The organism is Azospirillum sp. UENF 112521 (assembly GCF_058780665.1).
Genome location: NZ_JBSNCI010000002.1, coordinates 2,732,501 through 2,757,060, shown reverse-complemented (window position 1 = coordinate 2,757,060; position 24,560 = coordinate 2,732,501). Strand labels below are relative to the sequence as shown.

The 24,560-nt window shown below is 67.8% G+C and carries 27 protein-coding genes (1 of these 27 cut by a window edge); 10 read left to right on the top strand and 17 right to left on the bottom strand.

Annotation, left to right across the window (positions count from 1 at the left end; translation table 11 throughout):
* Positions 1-18: 18 nt before the first annotated feature.
* Positions 19-765, bottom strand: coding sequence for a creatininase family protein (locus ACWPN8_RS15460; protein ID WP_109096893.1), 747 nt, complete (start codon positions 763-765; stop codon positions 19-21).
* Between the two features lie 221 nt (positions 766-986).
* On the opposite strand from ACWPN8_RS15460, the gene ACWPN8_RS15455 reads away from it, so the two are divergent.
* Entirely contained in the window at positions 987-2,519 is a 1,533-nt protein-coding gene (locus tag ACWPN8_RS15455; RefSeq protein WP_492241314.1) for a YifB family Mg chelatase-like AAA ATPase, read from the top strand.
* Positions 2,520-2,558: 39 nt separating this feature from the next.
* Here the strand turns inward: ACWPN8_RS15455 and ACWPN8_RS15450 are convergent, their stop codons facing one another.
* Both ACWPN8_RS15450 and ACWPN8_RS15445 read right to left on the bottom strand, forming a co-directional pair.
* Positions 2,559-2,813 carry a hypothetical protein gene (locus tag ACWPN8_RS15450; RefSeq protein ID WP_492241313.1) on the bottom strand — a complete coding sequence of 85 codons (255 nt, stop codon included), beginning with the start codon at positions 2,811-2,813 and terminating at the stop codon, positions 2,559-2,561.
* 22 nt (positions 2,814-2,835) lie between these two features.
* A complete protein-coding gene (locus ACWPN8_RS15445) occupies positions 2,836-4,329 on the bottom strand; it encodes an alpha/beta fold hydrolase (protein WP_492241312.1) in 1,494 nt (497 codons plus the stop codon).
* A 986-nt stretch (positions 4,330-5,315) separates the two neighbouring features.
* Between ACWPN8_RS15445 and ACWPN8_RS15440 the strand changes: the two genes are divergently transcribed.
* The gene (locus tag ACWPN8_RS15440) at positions 5,316-5,690 is read left to right on the top strand and encodes a MarR family winged helix-turn-helix transcriptional regulator (protein WP_085090502.1); all 375 of its coding nucleotides are present in this window, start codon (positions 5,316-5,318) and stop codon (positions 5,688-5,690) included.
* Positions 5,691-5,697: 7 nt separating this feature from the next.
* On the opposite strand, the gene ACWPN8_RS15435 is transcribed toward ACWPN8_RS15440, so the two are convergent.
* The 3 genes from ACWPN8_RS15435 to ACWPN8_RS15425 all read right to left on the bottom strand — a co-directional run bounded on the left by ACWPN8_RS15435 (position 5,698) and on the right by ACWPN8_RS15425 (position 7,857).
* Positions 5,698-6,372 (bottom strand): pyroglutamyl-peptidase I, encoded by a 675-nt coding sequence (locus ACWPN8_RS15435; protein ID WP_492241311.1) that lies wholly within the window; start codon positions 6,370-6,372, stop codon positions 5,698-5,700.
* A gap of 13 nt (positions 6,373-6,385) precedes the next feature.
* Positions 6,386-7,384, bottom strand: a complete 999-nt coding sequence (gene trpS, locus ACWPN8_RS15430; protein WP_109096897.1) for a tryptophan--tRNA ligase — start codon at positions 7,382-7,384, stop codon at positions 6,386-6,388.
* A gap of 104 nt (positions 7,385-7,488) precedes the next feature.
* A complete protein-coding gene (locus ACWPN8_RS15425) occupies positions 7,489-7,857 on the bottom strand; it encodes a cupin domain-containing protein (RefSeq protein WP_492241310.1) in 369 nt (122 codons plus the stop codon).
* 107 nt (positions 7,858-7,964) lie between these two features.
* On the opposite strand from ACWPN8_RS15425, the gene ACWPN8_RS15420 reads away from it, so the two are divergent.
* Positions 7,965-8,834 carry a LysR family transcriptional regulator gene (locus ACWPN8_RS15420; RefSeq protein ID WP_109096899.1) on the top strand — a complete coding sequence of 290 codons (870 nt, stop codon included), beginning with the start codon at positions 7,965-7,967 and terminating at the stop codon, positions 8,832-8,834.
* A gap of 72 nt (positions 8,835-8,906) precedes the next feature.
* On the opposite strand, the gene gshB is transcribed toward ACWPN8_RS15420, so the two are convergent.
* Genes gshB through rsmI form a run of 4 tightly spaced genes read right to left on the bottom strand, consistent with a single transcriptional unit; the run spans position 8,907 to position 12,020 of the window.
* Positions 8,907-9,854, bottom strand: a complete 948-nt coding sequence (gene gshB / locus ACWPN8_RS15415) for a glutathione synthase (RefSeq protein ID WP_109096900.1) — start codon at positions 9,852-9,854, stop codon at positions 8,907-8,909.
* Between the two features lie 22 nt (positions 9,855-9,876).
* A complete protein-coding gene (locus ACWPN8_RS15410; RefSeq protein ID WP_109096901.1) occupies positions 9,877-10,722 on the bottom strand; it encodes a SirB1 family protein in 846 nt (281 codons plus the stop codon).
* 27 nt (positions 10,723-10,749) lie between these two features.
* Positions 10,750-11,118, bottom strand: coding sequence for a YraN family protein (locus ACWPN8_RS15405; protein WP_109096902.1), 369 nt, complete (start codon positions 11,116-11,118; stop codon positions 10,750-10,752).
* Positions 11,115-12,020, bottom strand: a complete 906-nt coding sequence (gene rsmI / locus ACWPN8_RS15400; RefSeq protein WP_492241309.1) for a 16S rRNA (cytidine(1402)-2'-O)-methyltransferase — start codon at positions 12,018-12,020, stop codon at positions 11,115-11,117. Before rsmI ends, ACWPN8_RS15405 begins: the two co-directional genes overlap by 4 nt.
* A gap of 104 nt (positions 12,021-12,124) precedes the next feature.
* On the opposite strand from rsmI, the gene ACWPN8_RS15395 reads away from it, so the two are divergent.
* Positions 12,125-13,282, top strand: a complete 1,158-nt coding sequence (locus ACWPN8_RS15395; RefSeq protein WP_492241308.1) for a penicillin-binding protein activator — start codon at positions 12,125-12,127, stop codon at positions 13,280-13,282.
* A 203-nt stretch (positions 13,283-13,485) separates the two neighbouring features.
* Here the strand turns inward: ACWPN8_RS15395 and ACWPN8_RS15390 are convergent, their stop codons facing one another.
* The 5 genes from ACWPN8_RS15390 to ACWPN8_RS15370 all read right to left on the bottom strand — a co-directional run bounded on the left by ACWPN8_RS15390 (position 13,486) and on the right by ACWPN8_RS15370 (position 18,610).
* Positions 13,486-14,175: an ABC transporter permease gene (locus tag ACWPN8_RS15390; protein WP_492241307.1), complete on the bottom strand. Its 690-nt coding sequence runs from the start codon at positions 14,173-14,175 to the stop codon at positions 13,486-13,488.
* 4 nt (positions 14,176-14,179) lie between these two features.
* Positions 14,180-14,884: an ABC transporter permease gene (locus ACWPN8_RS15385; protein ID WP_098740968.1), complete on the bottom strand. Its 705-nt coding sequence runs from the start codon at positions 14,882-14,884 to the stop codon at positions 14,180-14,182.
* A 161-nt stretch (positions 14,885-15,045) separates the two neighbouring features.
* Positions 15,046-15,900, bottom strand: a complete 855-nt coding sequence (locus tag ACWPN8_RS15380) for a lysine/arginine/ornithine ABC transporter substrate-binding protein (protein ID WP_255636334.1) — start codon at positions 15,898-15,900, stop codon at positions 15,046-15,048.
* 86 nt (positions 15,901-15,986) lie between these two features.
* A complete protein-coding gene (locus ACWPN8_RS15375) occupies positions 15,987-16,793 on the bottom strand; it encodes an ABC transporter ATP-binding protein (RefSeq protein ID WP_109096908.1) in 807 nt (268 codons plus the stop codon).
* A 137-nt stretch (positions 16,794-16,930) separates the two neighbouring features.
* Positions 16,931-18,610 carry a putative transporter gene (locus tag ACWPN8_RS15370; RefSeq protein WP_492241306.1) on the bottom strand — a complete coding sequence of 560 codons (1,680 nt, stop codon included), beginning with the start codon at positions 18,608-18,610 and terminating at the stop codon, positions 16,931-16,933.
* Positions 18,611-19,199: 589 nt separating this feature from the next.
* Here ACWPN8_RS15370 and ccmA point away from each other — a divergent pair.
* The gene (ccmA, locus tag ACWPN8_RS15365) at positions 19,200-19,892 is read left to right on the top strand and encodes a heme ABC exporter ATP-binding protein CcmA (RefSeq protein WP_492241305.1); all 693 of its coding nucleotides are present in this window, start codon (positions 19,200-19,202) and stop codon (positions 19,890-19,892) included.
* Complete coding sequence (gene ccmB, locus ACWPN8_RS15360) at positions 19,889-20,554, top strand: heme exporter protein CcmB (RefSeq protein WP_395458927.1); 666 nt, start codon at positions 19,889-19,891, stop codon at positions 20,552-20,554. Before ccmA ends, ccmB begins: the two co-directional genes overlap by 4 nt.
* A gap of 20 nt (positions 20,555-20,574) precedes the next feature.
* On the opposite strand, the gene ACWPN8_RS15355 is transcribed toward ccmB, so the two are convergent.
* A complete protein-coding gene (locus ACWPN8_RS15355) occupies positions 20,575-21,150 on the bottom strand; it encodes a glutathione peroxidase (RefSeq protein WP_492241304.1) in 576 nt (191 codons plus the stop codon).
* Positions 21,151-21,521: 371 nt separating this feature from the next.
* Here ACWPN8_RS15355 and ACWPN8_RS15350 point away from each other — a divergent pair, with 371 nt between their 5' ends.
* From ACWPN8_RS15350 to ACWPN8_RS15335, 4 genes are all read left to right on the top strand, one after another.
* The gene (locus tag ACWPN8_RS15350) at positions 21,522-21,890 is read left to right on the top strand and encodes a hypothetical protein (RefSeq protein ID WP_492241303.1); all 369 of its coding nucleotides are present in this window, start codon (positions 21,522-21,524) and stop codon (positions 21,888-21,890) included.
* Positions 21,891-22,254: 364 nt separating this feature from the next.
* The gene (gene motA, locus ACWPN8_RS15345) at positions 22,255-23,115 is read left to right on the top strand and encodes a flagellar motor stator protein MotA (protein ID WP_098740974.1); all 861 of its coding nucleotides are present in this window, start codon (positions 22,255-22,257) and stop codon (positions 23,113-23,115) included.
* A 30-nt stretch (positions 23,116-23,145) separates the two neighbouring features.
* On the top strand, positions 23,146-24,105 hold the full coding sequence (locus tag ACWPN8_RS15340; RefSeq protein WP_109096911.1) for a lipid II:glycine glycyltransferase FemX: 960 nt from the start codon (positions 23,146-23,148) through the stop codon (positions 24,103-24,105).
* 103 nt (positions 24,106-24,208) lie between these two features.
* Positions 24,209-24,382: a hypothetical protein gene (locus ACWPN8_RS15335; RefSeq protein WP_158285370.1), complete on the top strand. Its 174-nt coding sequence runs from the start codon at positions 24,209-24,211 to the stop codon at positions 24,380-24,382.
* Positions 24,383-24,426: 44 nt separating this feature from the next.
* Here the strand turns inward: ACWPN8_RS15335 and ACWPN8_RS15330 are convergent, their stop codons facing one another.
* Positions 24,427-24,560: the end of a M23 family metallopeptidase gene (locus tag ACWPN8_RS15330; protein ID WP_492241302.1), read on the bottom strand. It continues 1,249 nt past the right edge of the window; the window shows 134 of its 1,383 coding nt (coding positions 1,250-1,383); the start codon falls outside the window, past its right edge; its stop codon occupies positions 24,427-24,429.

Below are 24,560 nucleotides of genomic sequence, written 5' to 3'. Positions count from 1 at the left end.
GCAGGAGAGTGACCGCCCTTACTGCTCCGCCAGGAAGGCGCGGTACTGGGTGGCGATGGCGCCGACTGCCGCTTCGTACAGGCGCTGGCCATGTTCGGGACGGGCGAGGCCGGGGGCGGAGCCGATGCGGCCGTCGGGATAGCGGCGGCGGAAGTCGCGGGCATCGTGGAAGCCGCCGGCCGGCGCCTGTTCCGGCTCCATCGCCGCGGTCTTGATCGAGTCGGGATAGGCGTACTGGGTCAGCGACACCTCGCTGGGGGTGGCGTGCGAGCCCTCCTTGCCCTGGTACAGCTCGCGCGACAGGCGGCCGACCTCGCCATTCTCCCACCAGTTCACCAGGGTGCAGCGCAGGTCCGGCGCGTCGCGGCCGCGCAGCGCCCGGTTCTCCGCATAGATCTCGTAGAAGGCGGCGCGCAGCGTGGCGATGTTGCCGCCATGGCCGTTGACGAAGAAGAAGCGCTCGAACCCGTGTTCGGCCAGCGAGCCGACATAGTCGCGCAGCAGCGCGATCAGGGTGGACGGCTTCAGCGTCATCGAGCCGGGGAATTCCATGTGGTGGACGGCCATGCCGACCGGGATGGTCGGGCCGACCAGCGCGCCGGTGGCGTCGCCGACGCCCTTCGCGACGACCTCGGCACAGATGGCGTCGGTGCCGACCAGCCCGTTCGGCCCATGCTGCTCGGTCGAGCCGATCGGCATGATGATGCCCTTGGAGGTCTTCAGATAGGTCTCGACCTCGGCCCAGGTGCTCAGGTGAAGCTGCACGGTGGCTGATCCTTTTCGACGATGCGTGCCGGCAATGCAGCCGGACATGTGTTTGCCCTCATGTTAGGCGGCCGGAGGGCCGGGACAACCGCTCCCTGCGCCGGGCGGATATGATGGGGCCGGTGGCGAGGTGATTTTCATCCCGCGCTGGCGCATAGCTGGTGGGAAGACTACAATCGCGTGCAACATGCCCTGTCGGGCGTCTGTTTCGGGGTGCGGTGGTGGTTGCGCGCGTCAACACGGTGGCGTTCCAGGGCATCGAGGTTCTGGGGATCGACGTCCAGGTCCAGATGTCCGGCGGAATCGTCGCCTTCACCGTCGTCGGACTTCCCGACAAGGCGGTGGGCGAAAGCCGGGAGCGGGTGCGCGCCGCGCTGCACGCTCTGGGACTGGCGCTGCCGGCCAAGCGCATCACCGTCAACCTCGCCCCCGCCGACGTGCTGAAAGAAGGAAGCCATTTCGACCTCCCCATCGCGCTCGGCCTGCTGACGGTGATGGGGGTGCTGCCGGATGCGGAGATCGCCCGTTATGTGGCGCTGGGCGAGCTGGCGCTGGACGGCGCCCTGACCCCGGTGGCGGGTGTGCTGCCGGCCGCCATCGACGCGCTGGCCAACGAGCGCGGCCTGATCTGCCCGGCGGCTTGCGGCGGCGAGGCGGCCTGGGCCGGTCCCGACCTCGACGTGCTGGCGCCGGCCAACCTGCTGGCGCTGATCAACCATTTCAAGGGCACCCAGGTGCTGACCCCGCCCAAGCCGCGGATGCAGGAGCAGGACGCACCGCCGCCCGACCTGCGCGACGTGAAGGGCAACGAAACGGCCAAGCGTGCGCTGGAGGTCGCCGCCGCCGGCTCGCACAACCTGCTGATGATCGGCCCGCCCGGTTCCGGCAAATCGATGCTGGCCGCCCGGCTGCCCGGCCTGCTGCCACCGCTCGACCCGGCGGAGGCGCTGGAGGTGTCGATGATCCACAGCGTCGGCGGTCTGCTGGAGGACGGTCGTCTGCTGCGCCAGCGCCCCTATCGCGCGCCGCACCAGTCGGCCAGCCTGCCGGCGCTGGTCGGTGGCGGCACGCGGGCGAAGCCGGGCGAGATCTCCCTGGCGCACCAGGGCGTTCTGTTCCTCGACGAATTGCCCGAGTTCCCCCGCGCGCTGCTGGAGGCGTTGCGTCAACCGCTGGAGACCGGCAAGGCGGTGGTCAGCCGCGCCAACCACCATGTGACCTACCCGGCGCGCGTCCAACTGGTGGCGGCGATGAACCCCTGCCGCTGCGGCCATCTCGACGACGCCTCGCTCGCCTGCGCCCGCGCGCCGAAATGTGCCGCCGACTATCAGTCGAAGATCAGCGGCCCGCTGTTCGACCGCATAGACCTGCACATCGATGTCCCGGCGGTCAGCCCCGCCGACCTCAGCCTGCCGCCCCCGGCGGAGGGCAGCGCCGCCATCGCTGCCCGTGTCGCCGTCGCCCGCGCCATCCAGGCGGAGCGCTACGGCGGTTTCGGTCCTTACCCGGCCGGCCGGGCGGTGCGGACCAACGCCGAGGCCGACGGCGAACTGCTGGAAAAGGTGGCCTCCCCCGACGCCCCCGGCCGCGCCCTGCTGACCGAGGCGGCGGAGCGGCTGAAGCTGTCAGCCCGCGGCTATCATCGGGTGATGCGGGTCGGGCGGACGCTGGCCGATCTGGACGGGGCCGAGGGGGTCAGGCGCCGCCACATCGCGGAGGCGCTGAGCTACCGGCGGATCGCGCCGGGGCGGTGAACGAGACGGTGAACAGGGCGCGCAGGACGACCACCGGCATCAGTCTGCGGCGGTCGCCGCCCCATGCTGTTGCGCGGCACGGATCGCTGCCGCGATGGCGCCGCGTGCCTGCGGGCTGTTCTTCCAGCAGCTCGCGCCCAGTTCTCCGGCGATTGCCGTGCACAGGGCCGCGGCGTCCGCACCGGCCAGCGCCGCCAGATCATGGATGCCGACCTGTTCGAGCCTGCCGATCACAGTCGGCCCGACGCCTTTGACCGCCAGCAGCACGGCGCGTTCATGGGGTGGAAAGGGCATCGGGGAGTTGTTCTCCTGCGGTTCATGGTCCTTCGAACACCGGCGGCTTGGCCGCGCCCGGACAGACGGTTGCCGGAACCGACTCCTGCTCGACGAAGGTCACGGCGGAGGCCATGGCGCAGTCCTCGCCGGAGGTCACGATGTGGCTGGCGGCGCGGAAGACCAGATGGCGGCTCTTCGGCAGGGTGGCGGCGGCGCGGTCGCCCCAGTCCGGCGGGGTGACGGGATCGTAGGCCCCCGACAGCAGCAGCACCGGCACCGGGCTGGCGACCGGCAGGCGCTCGGTCAACTCCTGATGGCCGGCTGGCCACAGGCGGCAAACGCGCTGGCCGGGGTCGTCGGCGGCGACCAGCCCGTAGGGGGCATAACGGCGGGCGTTGTCGGCGCGCTTCAACGGATCGGCGGTGGTCACCGACTCACGGCATTCGACCGAGAAGGCCAGCCCGTCGGCGACCTCCGGGTCGCCCAGCCAGTTGGTCGGCGCCCATTCGGCCAGCGTGGCGTATTGGCCGCGGATGGCGCGGTCGAGCATGATCGGCAGAGCCGGCACGGCCTCGCTGACCGCCATCGCCTCCAGCCCGGCGGCAATGGCCGCCCCGCCGGTCAGCCGCAGGATGCGGCGCGTCTCATGATCGCCGACGACGATCTCGACCGGGTTGCGGTCGAGCCGGTCGATCAGGCCGAGGAAGCGCTTTTCCAGATCGGGAAAGGCGGAGCGGCAGGCCCGGTTGGCGGCGCAGTCGTCGAACAGCCGGCGATAGGAGCGTTGCGCCAGCCAAGCCATCTCCTCCTGCGCGTTGACGTCGGGCGGATAAACGCTGTCGAAGACGGCGGTGCGGACACGGACGCCCTGCCGCCGCAGGATCTCCAGCCCGACCCGCGTGCCGTAGGACACCGCGAACAGGTTGACGCGCTGGGCGCCCAGCGCGGTGACGATGTCCAGCGCATCCTCCGCCGCGACGGGGGTGGAGAATTGGGTGGCATCCAGCCCGGCCGCCTGCAGCCGAGCGGAACAGGCGCTGACCGCGGAGCGTTCCGCCGCCGCGCGCTGCTCGCGCGTCAGCGGCCGGGTGCCGCGGCTGGTGCCGACGGCGTCCAGCTCCGGGCAATCGGTGTCGGGTTCCGCCCGGCCAACGCCGCGCGGATCGAACAGGATCAGGTTGCGGGTGCGGCGGAACGGGGCCGACAGTTCCCACCACACCTCCATCCGCTCCTCCGTCGCCTCGCCGCTGCCGAAGGGGGAGGCGCCGGGGCCACCCTCCAGGAACAGCACGGGATCGGGGGCCGGCTGGCGGGCGGTGCTGAGCAGGACGGCGACCGGCAGGCGCAGGCTGCGGCTGTTGGGACGGTCCCGCCGCTCCGGCACCGCGACCGTTCCGCACAGGGCCGCTTCGCCGTCCGGCACGGTGAACCAGCAGGGGCCGGGGGTGAAACGCGCCTCCGCCGCCGCAGGCAGGCTCCACAGCACGCCCGCCGCCACGGCTGCAACCGCCAGCAGCTTACGGGCGGAACGCACCGCTGTCGGCCATGCGGAAGAGGGGAGGATGGACACGGACGGGCGACCCGGAACTGATGGATAGGAGACCGGTGAGAGGAGTACCGCAGACGGCTTTTGCCGCCGGCTTTGTGTTTGACCGACCGACCTCCGCTTGTCCAGAGATGCCCGGCCTCATCCTGGCGGATGGCGAAACGGCGGAAAAGCGGTGCCGATTTGCAACAGACGTGCGGTGAAGGTCACGCCATTTGCAAACGAACGGTCATCTCAAGAGGAACCGGTTGACGGAATACATCCGCTCACGGAATTATTTCGTCACAGAGTCCCGACTGTCGGTGTCTCTCGATTACAGGAGCAGATCATGCCGACCTTGTGGACGGCGTTGCGGAGCCGTTGGCTCGATTCCGGGCTATCCTCGGGACCGGGCCGATTGTGCGACCATTTGCGGCGCGACATCGGATTGACGGACGGCGACGTCGGAGACGGCGAAGAGCCTCCACTCGCCTGCCGTCTTCCGCCTTTTCACATCCGCGATCGGAACCTATCGGACGCGCGGACATTTTTGACCTTGCAACCGTATCGCTGACCGGCGATACCGGATCCGCCGGTCTCTCACGCCGGCATCACTCAACCCCTGGAGAGTTTCGATGAAAGCCATCGTAGCCACTGCCTGGACTCGCCGATCGGGCGACCCGGCCATCATCGCCGCCAATTGGGCCGCCCATATGGCCGCCACTCAAGCCCAGCCGGCCCGCCTTCTTCCCGCAGCCTTCGAACGTGAATTCCGGATATCGAGAGGATCCCATGTGTGTCTTTCTGGGTTTTTGCGGTCACCGTCTCTTCGTTGAACACGCCCGCTGGGCATCGCCGGCCGGGTCCTTCGACCTGAGGCGTGAAAACGGGGAAGTCATCCTATGGCTTGGACGCCTGAACATCATCTACACACCGGCCCGTTGGGGACCACCCTCCCGCGCTGCATAGCGCGCGGCGTCGCGGAGACCTGCTGAATGCCGGCCCGCGTTCGTCATGACGAGGTCCTTACCGTCGTCCAGGTGCTTGAGGCGTTCCGCAAGCTCGACCCCGACCTGCCCATCCAGTATGCGCTGAGTTTCATGACCATCGCGCAGAGCGAAGGCATCTCAATCGGCGAACTGGCGGAACGCCTGGGCATCGCCCAATCCTCCGCGTCGCGCAACGTCGCGGCGCTCAGCCGCTGGCACAGCTTCGGCAAGGCCGGCCTCGATCTGGTGCAGGCGCAGGAAGATCCGCGCGAACGCCGCCGCAAGATCGTCACCCTGACCGACAAGGGCCGTGAGTTCCTGGACGCGCTGCGCGCCATCGTGAACCCGCCCGAGCAGCGCCGTCCCGCCAGGACGGCCTGATCCTTACCTACGCGATCCCGTCCAGCGCCCGGCGCAGCATGCCGACCAATGTGCGGGCCGCCAGTTCCTGCCGATCCAGGCTCAGACCGCCGAAACGGCGCAGCACCGCCGCGCGCTCCGGCAGCGGTGGCATGTGGAAGAAGCCGTAGGGCACGTCCAGGCCGGCGCTCTCGATGATATGGCGCGCCCGGTAGAACAGATGGTTGCCGAGGAAGCCGCCGGAGAAATCGCCGAAGGTCACCGGCAGGCCGGCCATCGACAATTCCCGCATCACCCGCGGCACCGGCAGGGTGCTGCCATAGGCGGTCGGCCCGTCGGGCACGATGTCGGCATGGTCCCGCACCGTGCCGGCTGCGTCCGGCAGCTGGCTTTCGTCGCGGTTCCAGGCCAGCCGTTCCAGCCGGATGTAATCGCTGGAGTCCAGATAGGCGAAGCCGAGCGCAGCCAGTGGCCGGTGTTCCGCCAGCAGCGCGGCGAAGGCCTCGCCGCAGGTGTCATACAGGGGGGGCAGGGTGGCGGTGACGACCCCCGGTTCTCCCGCCAGCCGCTCCATCAGCAGGGCGGTCGGATCGGCCGTCCAGGGATGGTCGGTGGGGGGATGGTCGGCGGCTGAAGGATCCGCTTCGCCGTCCGGGATCGTCCCGAACGGTGCGAAGCCGGTGATCAGGATGGGGGCCGTCACGGGCAGGCTATCCTTACGGCCGCAGCAGGCCGATGATGTCCTTCACGTCGTTCAGGTTCTTTTCCGCAATCGCGGCGGCGCGCTCGCCGCCCTTCTTCAGCAGCCGGTCGATCTCAGCCTTGTCGGCCAGCAGCTCCTTCATGCGGGTGGTGATCGGCGCCAGCTTGTCCACCGACAGGTCGACCAGCGACTTCTTGAAGTCGGAGAACTGGGACCCGGCGAACTGGGCCAGAACCTGCTCGCGTGACTGGCCGGCCAGCGCACCATAGATGGTGACGAGGTTGTCGGCCTCCGGACGGGCCTCCAGCTCGGTCACGGTTTCCGGCAGCGGTTCCGGATCGGTCTTCGCCTTGCGGATCTTCTGCGCGATGGTGTCGGCATCGTCGGTCATGTTGATGCGCGAATATTCGGACTCGTCCGACTTCGACATCTTCTTCTTGCCGTCGCGCAGGCTCATCACCCGCGTCGCCTCGCCCAGGATCTGTGGCTCGGGCAGCGGGAAGTATTCGGTCTCATAGCGGCGGTTGAAGGCGCCGGCGATGTCGCGCGCCAGTTCCAGATGCTGCTTCTGGTCCTCGCCCACCGGCACATGGGTGGCCTTGTACAGCAGGATGTCGGCGGCCATCAGCGTCGGGTAGGCATAGAGGCCGAGGTTGGCCATGTCCTTCTGCTTGCCGGCCTTTTCCTTGAACTGCGTCATGCGGTTCAGCCAGCCCAGCGGCGTGTGGCAGGACAGGATCCAGCCCAGCTCGGCATGGCCGGACACCACCGACTGGTTGAACAGGATGTTCTTGTCCGGGTCGATGCCGGCGGCGATGTAGGCCGCGGCGACCTCGCGGATGTTGTTGCGCAGAACCTCCGGGTCCTGGTCGATGGTCAGCGCGTGCAGGTCGACGACGCAGAAGATGCACTCGTAGCTGTTCTGCAGATCCACCCAGTTGCGCAGCGCCCCCAGATAGTTGCCGAGGTGAAGCTGCCGGGTCGGCTGCATGCCGGAGAAAATGCGGTTCACGGGTGGTCTCGCTCGAAAACTCTGGGAGGCGGCAGTTATCGCCCCCCGAAGTCCGCCGGTCAAGGCACGGCGCGCCGCAGCCAAGCACGCCGTCGGGCCCGCTTTCAGGCCAGCTGTTGGGCGATGGTGCGGGTCATCGGCGTCTCGACATCGCCGGTGTGCTTCGTCGTCACCGTTTCGATCAGCAGAATACAGCATTCCTCGTCGGCGACCGGATTGTGCATCACTCCACGTGGGATCACGCACAGTTCGCCCGGTGACAGCAGCGTCTCGTTGCCATCCTCGAACTGGATGCGCAGCCGGCCGCGGATGACTTGGAAGAGTTCATCCTCATCATCGTGGCGGTGCCAGACGAACTCGCCCTTCAACTTGGCAACCTTCACATACTGGTCGTTCACCCGCGCGATCACTTTGGGCGACCAGTGATCGGTCAGGGCGTCGAGTGCGGCGTCGATGTTGAGGGCAGGGATCATCGGAACGTCATCTCCGGTCGTGGTGCGGATGAACCGGAATAGCGTTCAACCGATCTCTTTGGTAACTAATAGTGGAGATGGAGATCATTATTGTTCATAATGCCGTCATGCCCAGGAATCTCGACACGACCCTGCTGCGCAGCTTTGCCGTGGTCGCAGACCACGCCAGCATGACGGCGGCAGCCCAGAACCTGAACCTGACGCAGGGGGCGGTCAGCCAGCAGATTGCCCGGCTTGAAGCGCTGGCCGGCGGCCCCCTGTTCATCCGTGACCGCGGCGGATTGCGCCCGACCGCATTGGGGGAGCGTTTGCTGGGGAAATCCCGGCGGTTGCTGGCGCTGAACGACGAGATTTGGGCAGACATCACCGGCGGCGCCATCGACGGGCCGGTGCGGATCGGTGTTCCCTACGACCTTGTCGCTCCCTGCATCGCCCCAATGCTGCGGAGTTTCACCGCTGCCTTTCCGAAGGTCGAGCTGACGCTGATCTGCGGATCGTCCCCCGAACTGGCGGGCCGCATCGGCGATGGCGATCTCGACCTTGCGCTGGTCGAGGAGCCGGTGGAGGCGGCGCAGGGCGAGCATCTGCTGATCGACCGTCTGGTCTGGGTCGGTGCGCGCGGCGGCAATGCTTATGCCGCGACCCCGCTGCCATTGTCGCTGGTGGTGGAAACCTGCGTCTTCCGGCCGGCGGTGATGGCGGCGCTGCGCCGACAGGGGCGGGATTGGCGCAGCATGTTCGAGAATGGCGGGCTGGACGCCACCTTCGCCACCGTGCGGATGGATCTCGCGGTCTCGGCCTGGCTGGCCTTCACCGTGCCGCCCGACTTGGAAATCCTGCCGGCGGACAGCGGTCTTCCCGACCTGCCGTCCTTCGCCGTCACGCTGCATCGGCCGGTCCGCACGCCCTCGCTGGCGGCGGCGGAACTGGCCCGGCAAATCCGCGACGCCTTCGCCCGGTTCAAGCGGACGGGCTGACCGGTCCCACGGCCCAGCCCGCCCGTTCGACCCGGTGGCGCCCTATCCTTACTTCCCCGCGCGCCGCAGTCCTTATTTTGCCGCGCGGCGGCGCTCGATGGCATCCCACAGCAGGGCTTCCAACTGCACGCCGTTCAGGCGGTTGATCTCCTGGATGCCGGTGGGGGAGGTGACGTTGATCTCGGTCATGTAGTCGCCGATCACATCGATGCCGACGAAGACCAGACCCTTCTCGCGCAGCACCGGGCCGATGGCGTCGCACATCTCGCGCTCGCGCGCGGTCAGCTCGGTCTTTTTGGCGCTGCCGCCGGCATGGAAATTGGCGCGGGCCTCGCCCTCCAGCGGCATGCGGCTGACAGCACCAGCCGGCTCGCCGTCGACCAGGATGATGCGCTTGTCGCCCTGGCGGATTTCCGGAAGGTAGCGCTGGACAATCACCGGCTCGCGGTAGAGCTGGGTGAACATCTCCAGCAGGGAGCCGAGATTCTCGTCGTCCGGCTTCAGGTGGAAGACGCCGGCGCCGCCGTTGCCGAACAGCGGCTTGACGATGATGTCCTTGTGCTCGGCCCGGAAGTCCAGGATGGCCTGCTTGTCGCTGGTGATCAGCGTCGGCGGCATCAGGTCGGGGAATTTGGTGATGAACAGCTTTTCCGGCGCATTGCGGACCTCGGCCGGGTCGTTGACGACCAGAACCTTGGGCTGCACATGCTCCAGCAGGTGGGTGGAGGTGATGTAGGCCATGTCGAAGGGCGGGTCCTGCCGCAGCAGGATGACGTCCATCGTCGACAGGTCGGTCATAACCGGCTCGCCCAGCGTGTAGTGGGCGCCGCGCTGGCGCACCACCGTCATTTCGCGCACGCGGGCGGTCAGGCGGTTGCCGGTCAGGATCAGGTCGCGCGGGTGGTAGTGGTACAGGCGATGGCCACGCTTCTGCGCCTCCAGCGCCATCATGAAGCTGGAGTCGGTGTCGATGTTGATCGACTCGATGGGGTCCATCTGGAAGGCGACGGCGAGGCTCATGACGGGTCCCTCTGGAACGGGGTCAGTTCAGGCGGTTCTTCAGTTGCTGGATCAGCGAGGCGGTCTGGTGCCGGTGATGGTCGTCACCGGTCAGGGCCATGAAGGTTTCCAACGCGGTGATGGCGTCCTTCAGATTGCCGGCATGGGCTTCCAGAAGGCCGGTCTCGCGCCACAGCGCCGGCTCGTGCGGGGCGAACAGGCGCATCGCCTCCAGCACCTCCAGCGCCTTCGGCACATCGTGCGCCGACAGGTGGCGCAGCTTGATGTTGTTTTGCAGGCGCAGCAGCACGTCGCGGTTCGACACCGGCTGGTAATGGCCGGGTTCCAGCTCGGCGGCGCTGCCGGCGGTGGCCTTCAGCAGGTCGCGCAGGTCGACGACGCTGCGGGTCTGCCCCTCGTTGAAGGGATCAAGGATGGCGCGGGCGCCGTCCTTCTCGATGCGGACCAGGAAATGGCCGGGGAAATTCAGCCCGACCATCGGCCAGCCCTGCGAGCGGGCGGCATGCATGTAGAGGATGCCGAGCGCCACCGGCAGGCCGCGCCGGCGGTCGACCACCCGCAGCAGGTTGGCGTTCTGCAGGTCGTCGTAGGTGTCGTGGTCGCCGGAATAGCCGTGGCGTTCGCCGATCACGGCGTGCAGATGGGCGATGCGCGCTTCCAGGCTATCGCCCGCGGCCTTGTCCTCTGCCGCGACGCGGGCGGCCAGATCCTCGACGATGGCGCGGATATGGGCGCGGTAGGGGGCGAGGTCGGCGCTCGGCAACTCCAGCGCGCCCAGAGCCAGGGCGGCTTCGGCCAGATCGATCTCGTCGTCCGGCTGGTCGCCGATGCGGCGCAGGATTTCGCGGGCTTCCGCGCTGTTGCTCAAGACTGTCGCCCCTTCAAATTCATCCCCTCACAGTCTCCAGGCATCGACCAGATGACGGGGCCAGGCCCAAGGGGTAACCAGCATCACGTCGAAGCGCAAGACATAGCCGGCATAGCGTGGGTTGGCGCCGAGGAAGGCATGGGCGGCGCGGGCGAGCCGGCCGCGCTGGCGGGCATTCAACGCTTCGTTGGCGGTGTCCCAGTCGCCGCGTGCCTTCACCTCGACGATGGCGATGGTGCGGCCGCGTCTGGCGACGATGTCGATTTCGCCCATCGGCGTGCGCAGGCGGCTTGCCAGGATGCGGTAGCCGCGCAGCCGCAGCGACAGGCGGCACAGCGCCTCCGCCCGGCGGCCCAGGCTTTCGGCACGCAGGCGCCGCGCATCCAAGTCGGTCATTTCGTCCTTTCCTCCCGCTGCAGTTCCAGCGCGCGGGCATAGACGGTGCGCTTGTGCTGGCCGGTGCGGGCGGCGACATCGGCGGCGGCATCGCGCACCGACAGGCGGGTCAGCGCCTCGCGCAGCAGGGCGTCGACATCGGCTTCGCCCGGCGTCGCCTCCTCTCCCGGCGGGCCGATCACCAGCACGACCTCACCGCGCGGCGGGCCGGCCTCGGCATAATGGGCGGCCAGCTCTGGCAGGGTGCCGCGCCGCACCTCCTCGTACAGCTTGGTCAGTTCGCGGGCGACGGCGGCCTCGCGCGGGCCCAGGATGTCGGCGAGGTCGGCCAGCGACTCCGGCAGGCGCTGCGGCGATTCGAAGAAGACCAGCGTGGCGGGCACGCCTTTCAGCTCACCGGCGGTGGCGCGCCGCGCGCTGCTCTTGTTCGGCAGGAAGCCGGCGAACAGGAAGCGGTCGGTCGGCAGGCCGGACAGCACCAGGGCCACCAGCGGGGCCGATGCGCCGGGCAGGGTGGTCACCGCCACCCCCTCCGCCACGCACTCCCGCACCAGCTTGTAGCCGGGGTCGGAGACCAGCGGGGTGCCGGCGTCGGTGACCAGCGCGATGGCCTCGCCCTTTTTCATGCGGCCGATCAGGATCGGACGCATCTTTGCAGCGTTGTGCTCGTGGTAGGAGACGAAGGGGGTGTGGATGCCGTGGATGCCCATCAGCTTGGCGGTAACGCGCGTGTCCTCGCAGGCGATGGCGTCGGCCCGCTTCAGCGTGTCGAGCGCGCGCAGCGTGATGTCGGCGGCGTTTCCGATGGGGGTAGCGACGACATACAGCCCGCCCGCGAGTTTACTTGGCGCGGCGAGGGGGCTACCTTGAACGCCACTTTCGGCCGGCTCGGTGGGGACCATGCCTTGGGTCTCGCCTTCGGTATCGGCGGCCGTTTCAGCAGATGTGGAGACGATTGGTGGCACGCTTGGCAACAGCTTTCTCACAGGGTCTGAAACGTCACGGCGTGGCAGCCTTGCTGGTCGCCGGCCTGTTGTCGGCCTGTTCGACTGTAAGCGCGCCGCCGCGGGTGGCACAAGCGCCGCAACCGGTCCCGGCTCCGGTGGCTCCCCTGCCGGAAGCGCAGGGCCCGATCAAGGTGGCCGTCCTGGTGCCGCTCAGCGGGCAGAGCGCCGCCATCGGCCAGGCCATGCTGGACTCCGCCCAGATGGCGCTGTTCGACATGGCCGGCGATCAGTTGCAGCTTCTGCCGCGCGACACCAAGGGCACGCCGAACGGCGCGGCCGACGCCGCGCGCCAGGCGCTGGCCGAGGGCGCCCGCCTGATCATCGGCCCGCTGTTCGCCGCCGACGTCGCCGCGGTGCGGCCGATTGCCCAGAATGCCGGCGTCGACGTTCTGGCTTTCACCAACGACGCCACCCAGGCCGGCAACGGCACCTATGTGCTTGGCTTCGTCCCGGCCGATCAGGTCAACCGCGTTGCCGGCTATGCCCGCTCGCGCGGGGTGACGCGCTTCACCGTGCTGGCGCCGCGCTCGCCCTATGGCGACGCGGTGGTGAACGCCATGCAGCAGATCGCACCGAAGCTCGGCACCATGACCACGCAGGTCGAACGCTACGATCCGGCGGTCACCGACCTGTCGGTCCCGGCCAAGCAGGTGGCCCAGGAAACCCCGCAGCCGCAGGCGGTGATGCTGGCCGAAGGCGGGCAGCGCGCCCAGGGCATTGCCCAGGCGCTGGCCGCCAACGGCGTGCAGCCGCAGCAGGTCAAGCTGCTGGGCACTGGCCTGTGGGACGACACCTCGCAAGGGGCGCTCGGGCAGGAGCCGGCGCTGGTCGGCGCGCTCTATGCCGCACCGGCGCCGCAGACCCGCGCCCGCTTCGAGTCGCAGTTCGAGCAGGTCTATGGCCGCAAGCCGCCGCGCATCGCCACGCTGGCCTATGACGCCACCTCCATCGCCGCGGTGCTGACCCGCACCGGCGGTCCGGTGCCCTTCGACCGCATGGCGATGACCAACCCGAACGGCTTCGAGGGGCTGGACGGCCTGTTCCGCCTGCGCGCCGACGGCTTGGTCGAACGCGGACTGGCGGTGATGGAGATCACGCCGACCGGATCGCGCGTGATCGATCCGGCCCCGCCGTCCTTCGAGATACTCGGGCAATAAGGAGACACGCTCTCTCCTCCGGGAAGAGAGGCTGGAAATGAAAACGCCGCGGCCGTCATCGGGACGGACCGCGGCGTTTTCGTTTCCCAGGTAAGGATACACGGGGATCGTCGCCGTGTGTCCCTTTAACCCCGGCCTTACTCTCCAAGGGAGAGTGGGGAAAACCTCCGGCTGGGAGACGATGTGTGCGACGCTATCCTTACTTATGCCCGTGCCCGCAGGTAGGGGGTCAGGCGCCATTCGGCGAACTTGATCAGGCGGGTGGCGATGAAGTTCAGCACCAGATAGATCACGCCGGCGACGATGAACAGCTCGAAGACCGCGAAGGTCTGGGCGATCATCCGGCGAGCGATGCCGGTGACCTCCATCAGCGTGATGGTGCTGGCGAGCGAGGTCGCCTTCACCATCAGGATCACCTCGTTGCCGTAGGCCGGCAGCATCTGGCGGATCGCCACCGGCAGCACGATGCGGCGGAAGGCGAGCGCCCGCGACATGCCGCAGGCCCGTGCCGCTTCCACCTGTCCCTGCGGCACCGACAGGATGGCGCCGCGCAGCACCTCGCTGGTGTAGGCGCCGGTGTTCAGCGTCAGCGCCAGGATGGCGCACCAGTAGGGCTCGCGCAGGAAGGGCCAGAGGAAGCTGTCGCGGATGAACTCGAACTGGCCGAGCCCGTAATAGACCAGGAAGATCTGCACCAGCAGCGGGGTGCCGCGGAAGATGAAGACATAGGCCGCCGCCAGCGTCTCCACCACGCGGTTGCCCGACAGACGCAGCAACGCCACGCCGAAGGCGACCAGCGCGCCCAGCGCCAGCGATCCGACGATCAGCTGCAGCGTCAGCGACAACCCGCCGAGCATGCGGGGCAGGCTGTCCCACATCAGTTGCCAGTTCATGGCCTCAGGCCCTCCGGACGCCGCGATTGGCGGAGATTTCGGCGCGGTTGAACAGCGCCGTCGAAATGGTGGTCAGCATCAGGTACAGCACGGCGGCGGTACTGTAGAACAGGAAGGGCTGGCGCGTGGCGCCCGCCGCCAGATGGGTGATGCGCATCAGCTCGGCCAGTGCCGTCACCGACACCAGCGCCGTGTCCTTCAGCGTCAGCTGCCAGACATTGCCGAGGCCGGGCAGGGCGAAGCGCAGCGTCTGCGGCACCAGAACCCGGCGCAGGATCAGCCAGCGGCTCATGCCGCAGGCGCGCGCCGCCTCGATCTGGCCGAAGGGGACCGACTGCACCGCACCGCGGATCACCTCAGTCGAGTAGGCGCCGGAGATCAGCCCGACCGCCAGCACGCCGATGGTGAAGGCATTCAGGTCGACCCGCCCGTCATAGCCGAAGGCGGCGGCGATGGAGGTGGCGACGCCGCTGCCGCCGAAGAACAGCAGATAGATGACCAGCAGTTCGGGGATGCCGCGCACTATGGTGGTGTAGACATCGGCCACGACGTTCAGCGCCAGGGAGTGGCTGAGCTTGGCCGAGGCGCCGAGCGACCCGACGAGGATACCGAAGGCGAAGGCCGACACGGCGACCGCGACCGTCATCGCGGTGCCCATCAGCAATTGTCCGCCCCAGCCGTTGGGACCGAAGGAAAGGAGTTCCAGCATTGGCACGCCCGGTAAGGCCCGCCGGGCGCGGCGCGGAGCGCCGGCCGGACGGGGGTCAGCGAACGGAGGTTACTGAACGACTGGCGCCCGGTCGCCGTGAAGGTCGCCGGGCGCCGTACCGGTCAGACAGGCGGACCTGTGGTCCGCCTTGCTTCGCCCCCTTACTTGGTGGGCGAGATGTCGTAGCCGAAATGCTGGGTGCTCAGCTTCTTGACGGTGCCGTCCTTCAGCGCCTCGCCGATGGCCTTGTCGAACATCGCCTTCAGGTCGGCGGTGTCCTTGCGCAGGCCCACGCCCATGCCTTCGCCAATCACGCCGCCGATGAAGTTCGGGCCGACGATGACCATCTTGTCCGGCGTGGCCTTCACCACCGCCTCGACGACCGAGCGGTCGCCCAGCATGGCGTCGACGCGGCCGGAGCCCAGGTCGATGCCGGCATTGTCGATCTTGTCGTAGGTGCGCATGGTCACCTTCGGCAGATGCTTGTCCATGAAGTCGGCCTGGATGGTCGACACCTGGACACCGACCGACTTGCCCTTCAGCGCTTCGGCCAGCTTGTCCAGGACCGGCTTCGCCTTGCCCTGGTCGTTCAGGTCGACGCGGTCGGCGCCGAGGTTCAGCGCCTTGGCCAGCGGCGAGCCGGTCACCACGGCGAAGACCGACGGCTCGGTGCCATAGGGGACCGAGAAGTCGATGACCTTCTTCCGCTCGTCGGTGATGGTCATCGCCGACATGATGGCATCGTACTTGCCCTGCTGCAGGGCCGGAATGATGCCGTCCCAATCCTGGGCGACGAACTCGCAGGTGACCTTCATGCGCTTGCACAGGTCGTTGCCGAGGTCGACCTCGAAGCCGGTCAGCTTGCCCGAGGTGTCGGTGGCGTTCCACGGAGGATAGGCGCCCTCGCTGGCGATGCGGACCGTCTTCCATTCCTTCGCACCGGCGGCGCCGGCAGCGGCGACGGCCATCATGGCGCCGAGCGCCAGGGCCGAAACGATCTTCTTCAAGGAACACACTCCTCTGTTCGGTTCGCCCGTTCTTTGGCTCCTGTTGGGAGCCGGGCTGTTTCTGACGGTCCGGTCCTGCCCTCTGCCTCGTCCCCTCACGCCGCGCCGGACAGATGGCGCGAGAGGAACTGCCGCACCCGGTCCGAGTCGGGGTTGGTCAGCACCTTGTCGGGTGACCCCTCCTCCTCGATCCGCCCCTGGTGCAGGAAAACCACCTTGGACGCCACTTCGCGGGCGAAGCCCATCTCATGCGTCACCAGGATCATCGTGTTGCCTTCGTCCGCCAGCTGGCGGATGACGCGCAGAACCTCGCCGACCAGTTCGGGGTCGAGCGCCGAAGTCGGCTCGTCGAACAGCATCACCTTCGGCTGCATGGCGAGTGCGCGCGCGATGGCCGCGCGCTGCTGCTGCCCGCCGGAGAGCTGGACCGGATAGCTGTCGGCCTTCGCCAGGATGCCGACCTTGTCCAGCAGCATGCGGGCGCGGTCGATGGCCTCGGCCTTCGGCACGCCCAACACATGGACCGGTGCCTCGATCACGTTCTGCAAGATGGTCATATGGGTCCAGAGATTGAAACTCTGGAACACCATGCCGAGCCGGGTGCGGATGCGTTCCACCTGCCGCGAGTCGGCGGGGATGCTGGCGCCGCCGCGCGTCTTCTTCAGCGCGATGGCCTCGCCGCCGATCACCACGCGGCCGTCGTCCGGGATCTCCAGCATGTTGATGCAGCGTAGCAGCGTGCTCTTGCCCGAGCCGGACGAGCCGATCAACGTGATCACGTCGCCCTCGCGGGCGGTCAGCGACACGCCCTTCAGCACCTCCAGCTCGCCGAACCGCTTGTGCAAATCCTCCACGGCGACGGCGGCGGGTGCGGAATCGCTGACGGGCGGATGGCGATGCATGCGGGAGAACCGGCTGGGTTGTGGAGGCTGGCTATGGTCTGACCATTACGGCACAGGCTAGACCGGGGCGCAGGGGTTCCGCAACGCGGATTTCACACGCCGCGCGCGTTGTGCCGCTTGTGTCGGAAAATGGTGCGTCACCACAACAATAGTACCAGAATTTGCGGTCCCAGGATACGCAGACACATCGCCAGCGGGTAGACGGTGGCGTAGGCCAGCGCCGGAGCCTCCGACGCGACCAGCGCGTTGGCATAGGCCAGCCCCGGCGGGTTGGTCTGGGCGCCGGCCAGGACGCCGCAGATGGTCAGGAAGTTCAGCTTCATGACACCGCGCGCGACCAGCCCGGTCAGCAGCAGCGGCACCAGCGTTACCAGCACGCCCCACATCATCCAGGGCCAGCCGGCGCCGCTGGCCAGCGTGGCGACGAAGCGGTCGCCGGACGCGATGCCCAGCACGGCCAGGAACAGGATGATGCCGATCTCGCGCAGCGCCAGGTTGGCGGCAGGCGGCATGAACCAGACCAGCGGCCCGACATGGCCGATGCGGCCCAGGATCAGGGCGACGATCAGCGGGCCGCCGGCAAGGCCGAGGCGCAGCGGTGCCGGCATCCCCGGCAGGAAGATCGGGATGGCGCCCAGAGCCGCACCCAGCGCGATGCCCAGGAACATCGGGATCATCTCCACCTGCTGCAGCTTGCGGGTGGAGTTGCCGAAGATCTGCCCGACGGCGGCGAGGCTGTCCGGTCGGCCGATCACCGTCAGGATGTCGCCGAACTGAAGCTTCAGCGCCGGGGTCGGCACGAGCTCCACGCCCGACCGGTTGACCCGGCTGACAACCACGTCATGGGCGTCCTGGAGGTTCAGCGTGGCGATCGACTTGCCCAGAACCGCGTTGTTGGTGACGACGATGCGCTCCCACTTCAGGTCGGTGCCCTTGGTGGTCAGCGGCCGGTCGAACTCCTGTCCCAGCAGGGCGCGCACCTGCTCCAGTTTCGGCCGTGGCCCGACCACATGCAGCACGTCGCCCAGCTTCAGGCAGGTCCCGTCATGCGGGACGCAGAGCTTGCCGTCGCACAGCAGGCGCGACGCGACCACCCCCTGGCCGCACAGCAGGTCGATGGAGCCCAGCGGCCGGCCGGCAAGCTCCGGATTGCGGACGGCCAGATCCATGGTCTCCAGCGTCGACACCTCGGCCCGGCGGCAGTCCTCGAAGCGGGTGGCCTCCGCCTCCGGGTCGATGCGGAACAGGATGCGGACGGCGGCCATCGACAGCAGGTTGCCGGCGATGCCGAACGGGTAGGTGACGGCGAAGGCGAGGCCGGGCAGGGCCATCACCCCGGCCCCGGCCCCGACTTCAGTCAGCACCTGCTGGGTGGCGGCGAGCGCCGGGGCGTTGGTCACGGCACCGGCGAACACGCCCAGCGAGGAGCCCAGCGATAGCGCGCCCGACGACACCAGCACCGCGGTCAGCAGGATGCTCGATCCCACCATCAGCAGGGCCAGCCCGTTCAGGGCCAGCCCGGTCCGCCGGAGTGCGGCGAAGAAGCCGGGACCGACCTGGATGCCGATGGTGTAGACGAACAGGATCAGCCCGAAGTCGCGGATGAAGTCCATCATCTCCGGATTGAAGGCGATGCCCGCCTCCTTGGCGATGTGGCCGCCGGCGATGCCGGAGAACAGCACGCCGCCGATGCCGAGCCCGACACCGCGGATCTTGATATGGCCGAGCGCCACGCCCGCCGCCGAGACGAGACCGAGCATGAACACCACCCGCGCGATCGGCGGCATGGCCTGGAGGATGTCTGCGAAGGCCGACATGGGACAACTCGCTTCCTGAACACATTTGGGCAGACACCGCCGCAATCACGAGGAAACCCGGAGGGTGGCGGCGGTCCCCGTTCGAGCGGGGGCATGACAGCGCCACGATGCGGCAGGACAGCGACCAAGGCGTTGATTCAGAACAAGCGTCCGGCCTTTAGCCGTGACAATCCCGGCACCCGGCGCTGCGGTGCACGCATGGGAGCGCAGCGCTGCGGAGGCCGCGTCGCGTCATCGGGTAGCATCCGTTTCCTCGAACTCCATCCAAATTTTGCCACTTTCTTCCCGTACACGATAACCCAAGCAACCGGCCCCAGAGGTCGCGCGCATCGGCGTTCCCCCTAGCGCCATCGCTGCGACGAACGAAGCCGTTCCACAAGGTATCGACCGGCCGGACCCGGCCGGACGCAAGGCCATCGCGAGAACCCCCTCGCGGTGGCCTTTTCTTTTGTCCCGCCTCCATTGACCCGCTGTGCCCATTGAACCGATGCGTCGGTTGACCGCTGGGGCGACCGCATTCTCGCTCCGGCTTTCCCGCTGCCCTGTGCTATAGCAGCGCCTCCCTCAACCGGAAGCGCGACCCGTCCCCATGCCCGTCTTTGCCGGATCAGAGCTGACCTGTCTGCGTGGCGACCGGCTGGTCTTCACCGGGCTGGAGTTCCGCATCGCTCCCGGCGGCGCGTTGGTTCTGCTCGGTCCCAACGGCAGCGGCAAGTCCAGCCTGCTGCGGGTGATGGCCGGGCTGCTGAAGCCGCTGCGCGGCACGCTGGGCTGGGACGGGGTGTCGGTTGCCGACGACCCGGATGCCCACCGGGCGAAGGTGCAGTATGTCGGCCATCTCGACGCGGTGAAGCCGGTGCTGACTGCGGCGGAGAACCTTGCCTTCTGGGCGGCGCTGGCCGGGGCCGCCGATCCCGCCGCCAACGCGCGGGCCGCACTCGACCGGCTTGGGGTGCCGCACATCGCCGGGGTGCCGGGCCGCTACCTGTCGGCCGGTCAGAAGCGCCGGCTGAACTTGGCGCGGCTTCTGGCCGCACCGGCGACCCTGTGGCTGCTGGATGAACCGACCGTGGCGCTCGACCGCGCCGCCATCGCCCTGTTCGAAGGGTTGATCGCCGAACATCGGGCGCAGGGCGGCATGGTGGTGCTGTCCACTCACACCGACATCGCCACCCCCGGCGGCGAGGAACTGCATCTGGACGAGTTCACCCCTTACGCCGACGAAGAGGCCGGCGATGAGGATGTGGGCGACGAGCATGAGGAAGAAGGGGCTGGGCCATGAGCCGTTTCCTGCGTCTTGTCGCGCGTGACCTGCGGCTGGCGTTGCGCCAGGGATCGGACGCCACCATCGCCGTCATGTTCTTCGTGCTCTGTGTCGTGCTGTTCCCCTTCGGCGTCGGTCCGGAGCCGAACATCCTGGCCCGCATCGCCGCCGGCGTGATCTGGGTGGCGGCGCTGCTCGCCTCGCTGCTGTCGCTGGAGCGTCTCTTCCAGACCGATTACGAGGACGGCTCTCTGGAGCTGCTGTCACTGTCCTCCCTACCGCTGGAGGCCGCGGTGCTGGCGAAGACGCTGGCCCATTGGCTGGTCACCGGTGTGCCGCTGATCGTCGCCGCCCCGCTGTTGGCCGTCCTGCTGAACATGGACGCGCAGGGGTTCGGCGTGCTGGTGCTGACCCTGACGCTGGGTACGCCGATCCTCAGCCTGATCGGCGCCATCGGCGCCGCGCTGACATTGGGGGCGCGGCGTGGCGGCGTTCTGCTGTCGCTGCTGATCCTGCCGCTCTACATCCCCGTGCTGATCTTCGGCGCGGGCGCCATCGACGCGGCGATCAACGGGCTGACCCCGCGCCCGCACCTGCTGCTGCTTGCTGGCATCCTCGCCGCCGCCCTGCCGCTCGCCCCCTGGGCGGGGGCTGCGGCGCTGCGGCAGGCGGTGGAGTAGGGCGGGAGCGGCGGCGGCGCTTAAGACTTCGGCGCCTTTTCCGGCAGCAGCGTCTCGATTGCCTCGCGCACCCTGTCCAACTCGGGGTCGGTCATGGTGGAAAACCAGGACACCAGCTTGCCGTCCGGCCCCACCAAATATTTGTGGAAATTCCAGCGCGGCTTGGCGAGGAAGCCAAGCTCGTCCGCCGCCCAGCGGTAGAAGGGGTGGGCGCTGTCGCCCGATACCACCGTCTTGTCCGCCATCGGGAAGTCGATGCTGTAATTGACCTCGCAGAAATCCTTGATCTGGTTGGCGCTCCCCGGCTCCTGGCCGCCGAAGTCATCGGAGGGCACGCCGACCACCACCAGACCGCGATCGCGGTAGCGCTGCCACAGCGCCTCCAGCCCTTTGTATTGCGGGGTGAAGCCGCATTGCGAAGCGGTGTTGACCACCAGGATCGCTTTGCCCTTGAACTGCGACAGCGGCAGCGGCTTGCCGTCGATGCTCTGGAAGGTGAAATCGTAAGCGTTGCTTGCGGCCATGGCGCCGGCGCCTCCCATCATGGAAAGGACTGCCGCCATGGCGACGGTGCGAAGTCTGGCTCGGACGGTCATCGGCGCGGCTCGGTGGGTGGGGTGGCGGTTGGGATGAGGTCATCCTTGCCCATACGATGCCTGATACGCGGCCAAGTGCCCATCGGATCATGACGGCACCACCCGACTGCGCGCTTCATCCGGTCTAGCCCCTTCGGACGGGTAGCGGTGGCCGCCGTCGATCAACAGCTTCATGAGTAAGGACGCACGGCACCCTCCCGCCGCCGTCCGTTCAGCCAACCCCCTCCACCGCACAGCGCCCAAAAATGTCCCACCCGGTCGAACCTCAGCCTGAGCATAAGCGTTTATCCCATCGAATTGGGTATGTGGCCGTCCGCCCGGCGTCCGCGCTTCCCGTTGCCGATGCAAACCCATTCCAGGAGAACAGGTCGATGAACGCCGGAGCCGCCATGCAGGATCTCCAGATGCCGCGGACGGCGATACGCCGGGCTGTCCGTGCCGCCGCAAAGGCCGCCGGTGTTGCCGGAACGATGTTGATGCTCGGTGCCGCGCTGTCTGCGCCGTCGCTTGCCGACCCCGGCGAGCATGGCCGTGGCCATGGCTGGGGCCATCACAAGAAGCATCACCATGATGATCGTCCGGTCGTCATCTATGGCGCGCCGCCGCCGGTGGTCGTCGTGCCGGCCCCGCAGCCTCCGCCGCGCGTCATTTATGCGCCGTCCTATGCACCGCCCCCGGTCATCTATGCCCCGCCGCCGCCGCCGGGCGTCAGCGTCCAGATGAACATTCCGCTTCGATAACATTCTTTGCTTTTCGAGCACCCCGGCTGGCCGGTCTACCCGGTCGCTGGGGCGTTGCGCTGTCGGACCGCCCCGCTTGGGCTGTGACCATCCTGTGCTTTTCCGTCGCGCTCGGGCTGTGCATTTGTCCTCCTGTGCACGGAGCCCAGCGACACCTTCACCGCCCCTCCTCCCTGCACCCGTTGAAAACCCTTACTCCTCAGTCCTTTCGTGACAGGGCACTCCTGCATCGGTAGGATCGCGCGGCCTGTCGCGAAGGCGGTAGGCCGTTCGGGTGATTCACGGAAACTCAACCGATGTCCGGCCATCTGTCAGCCGGCAGCATCTTGCGGCCCGTGGTCGGTATGGGGAGGGGAGAGACCGAATGTTCGTGATGATCGGCTTCGGCATCGTGATCTTCAGTGTGTTCGGTGGCTACATCCTCGGCGGTGGCCACATGGGCGTGCTGTGGATGCCGTTCGAGTTCATGATCATCCTGGGTTCCGGTGCCGGCGCCTTCTTCATCGCCAATCCGAAATCGGTGGTCACCCACACCGGCAAGGAGCTGGGCCACCTGTTCAAAGGCCCGAAATACAAGAAAGAGGACTTCCTGGAGGTCCTCACCATGATGTACCAGGTCTTCAAGATCGCGAAGACCAAGGGCCTGCTGGCGCTTGAACAGCACATCGAAAAGCCGGAGGACTCGCCGCTTTTCCAGCAGTTTCCGAAATTCTACGGCGACCATCACGCCATCGCCTTCCTCTGTACCTATCTCCGTCTGATGTCGCTGGGTGCGGACAACCCGCATGAGCTGGTCGACCTGATGGACGAGGACATCGAGACGATGCACCACGAACACCAGCGCATCGCCGATGCCATTCAGGCGGTGGCCGACGCCGTGCCGGCGCTTGGCATCGTGGCGGCGGTGCTGGGCGTGATCCACACCATGGGCTCGATCACCGAGCCGCCGGAAGTTCTGGGCAAGCTGATCGGCGGCGCGCTGGTCGGCACCTTCACCGGCATTCTGGTCGCCTACGGCTTCCTCGCGCCCATCGCCAGCGGCCTCAAGAACGTCTATCACGCCGAGGGCAAGTATTATCAGGCGATGAAGACCGGCCTGATCGCCCATTTGTCCGGCTACGCGCCCGCCATTTCGGTTGAATACGCCCGCAACGTGCTGGAACCGGAATACCGTCCGACCTTCGCCCAGGTGGAAGAGGCGACCTCCGCCCTGCCGCCCGCCTGATCCGGCCACCTGAACTTTCGGAAGACGCCGATGCCGGACATCGACATCGCCTGGAACGAGGGCACCGTCGGCGATTGGGATGCGCTGTTCGCCCGCGTTCCCCGCTCCACCCTGCTGCAGAGCTTCGCCTATGGCCGTGCCATGGGCCGCACCTATGGCCATGTCCCTCGCCTGGGCGTGATCAACCGTGATGGCGAGCCGATCGGCCTCGTCCAGACACTCGACCGCCGCATGCTGAAGCTGTTCCACGACCGGCAATGCTACCGCGGACCGCTGTGGCTGGACGGTACAATCCCCGATGCCAATACGCTGGAGGCGGTGTTCCGCCTGTTGCGCCGCGCCTGTCCAGGCAATCCGCTCAGCCGCGCCAACCTGCTGCCTGAACTCCCGGCCGGACTGGAGAACGAGGCGCTGCTCGCCCGCTGCGGCTTTCGCAAAGTCGGCCCCGGCTATCGGACCGTCTGGCTGGATCTGACGCGGAGCGAGGAGGCGATGCATGCCGGCCTTGCCCGCGATTGGCGCAAGCGTCTGCGCGGGGCCGAAAAGGCCGGCCTCGTCCTCGACGTCGACTGGAAGGCCGACAACCTGCCTTGGCTGATGAAGCGGGAGCATGACCAGGCGCGCGAGAAGGGGTTCCGCGCCATGACCGGGCCGCTGGCGGTCCGTCTGCGCAACGCCATGGTCAAAGGCGGCGGCCGCAACAACGGGGCGTTGATGATCACGGCGCTGGACGGCAGCGCGCCGGCCGCCTGCTGGCTGTTCTTCCGTCATGGCGTCTGTGCCACCAGTCAGATCAGTTGGGCCAGCGAGGCGGGGCGCAAGAACGGCGCCACACGGCTGGTGCTGTGGAAGGCGATGCAGGAATTGAAGCAGCGCGGCGTCCGAGCCCTCGACCTCGGCGGCATCAACCCTGATACGGCTCCCGGCGTCACCGAGTTCAAGCTCGGCACCGGCGGCGAGGCGGTGGAGACCGTCGGCCAGTATCGTTGATAGCCGGTGTCACTGATGTGCTTTGCCTGATGATGGCCGCAGCGGTTCCGGCTATCCTTACCTGCGCGCCGACACGTCAACGCTTTCGCACGGGATATCCGCCATGTCAGACCTTGAACCCCTGAAGCCCGGCGAAGCCGACGTCGCCATCGAACGCGCCATGCAGCAGCGGCCGAAGGCGATGATCATCCGCGACAGGTTGCAGAAGATGGTGGAGAACGAGGACACCGCCCGCCAGTTCGTCGGCGCCATTCGCAACATGATGAACAAGGAATAGGCGCACCGGCGGTCCTCTCCACCGGTGCGCGGTTCATCGGCAGGTCAGCAGCTGCTGGCCTTGTTGCAGCCCTTCTCCTCGGTCGACGCCGGAGCCGGTGTCCGGGCAAGCTGCATGCCGCTGCGGCTGTCCTCGAACATTTTCTCGATCGACCGCCGGGCCTGCTGGAAGGCCTGAA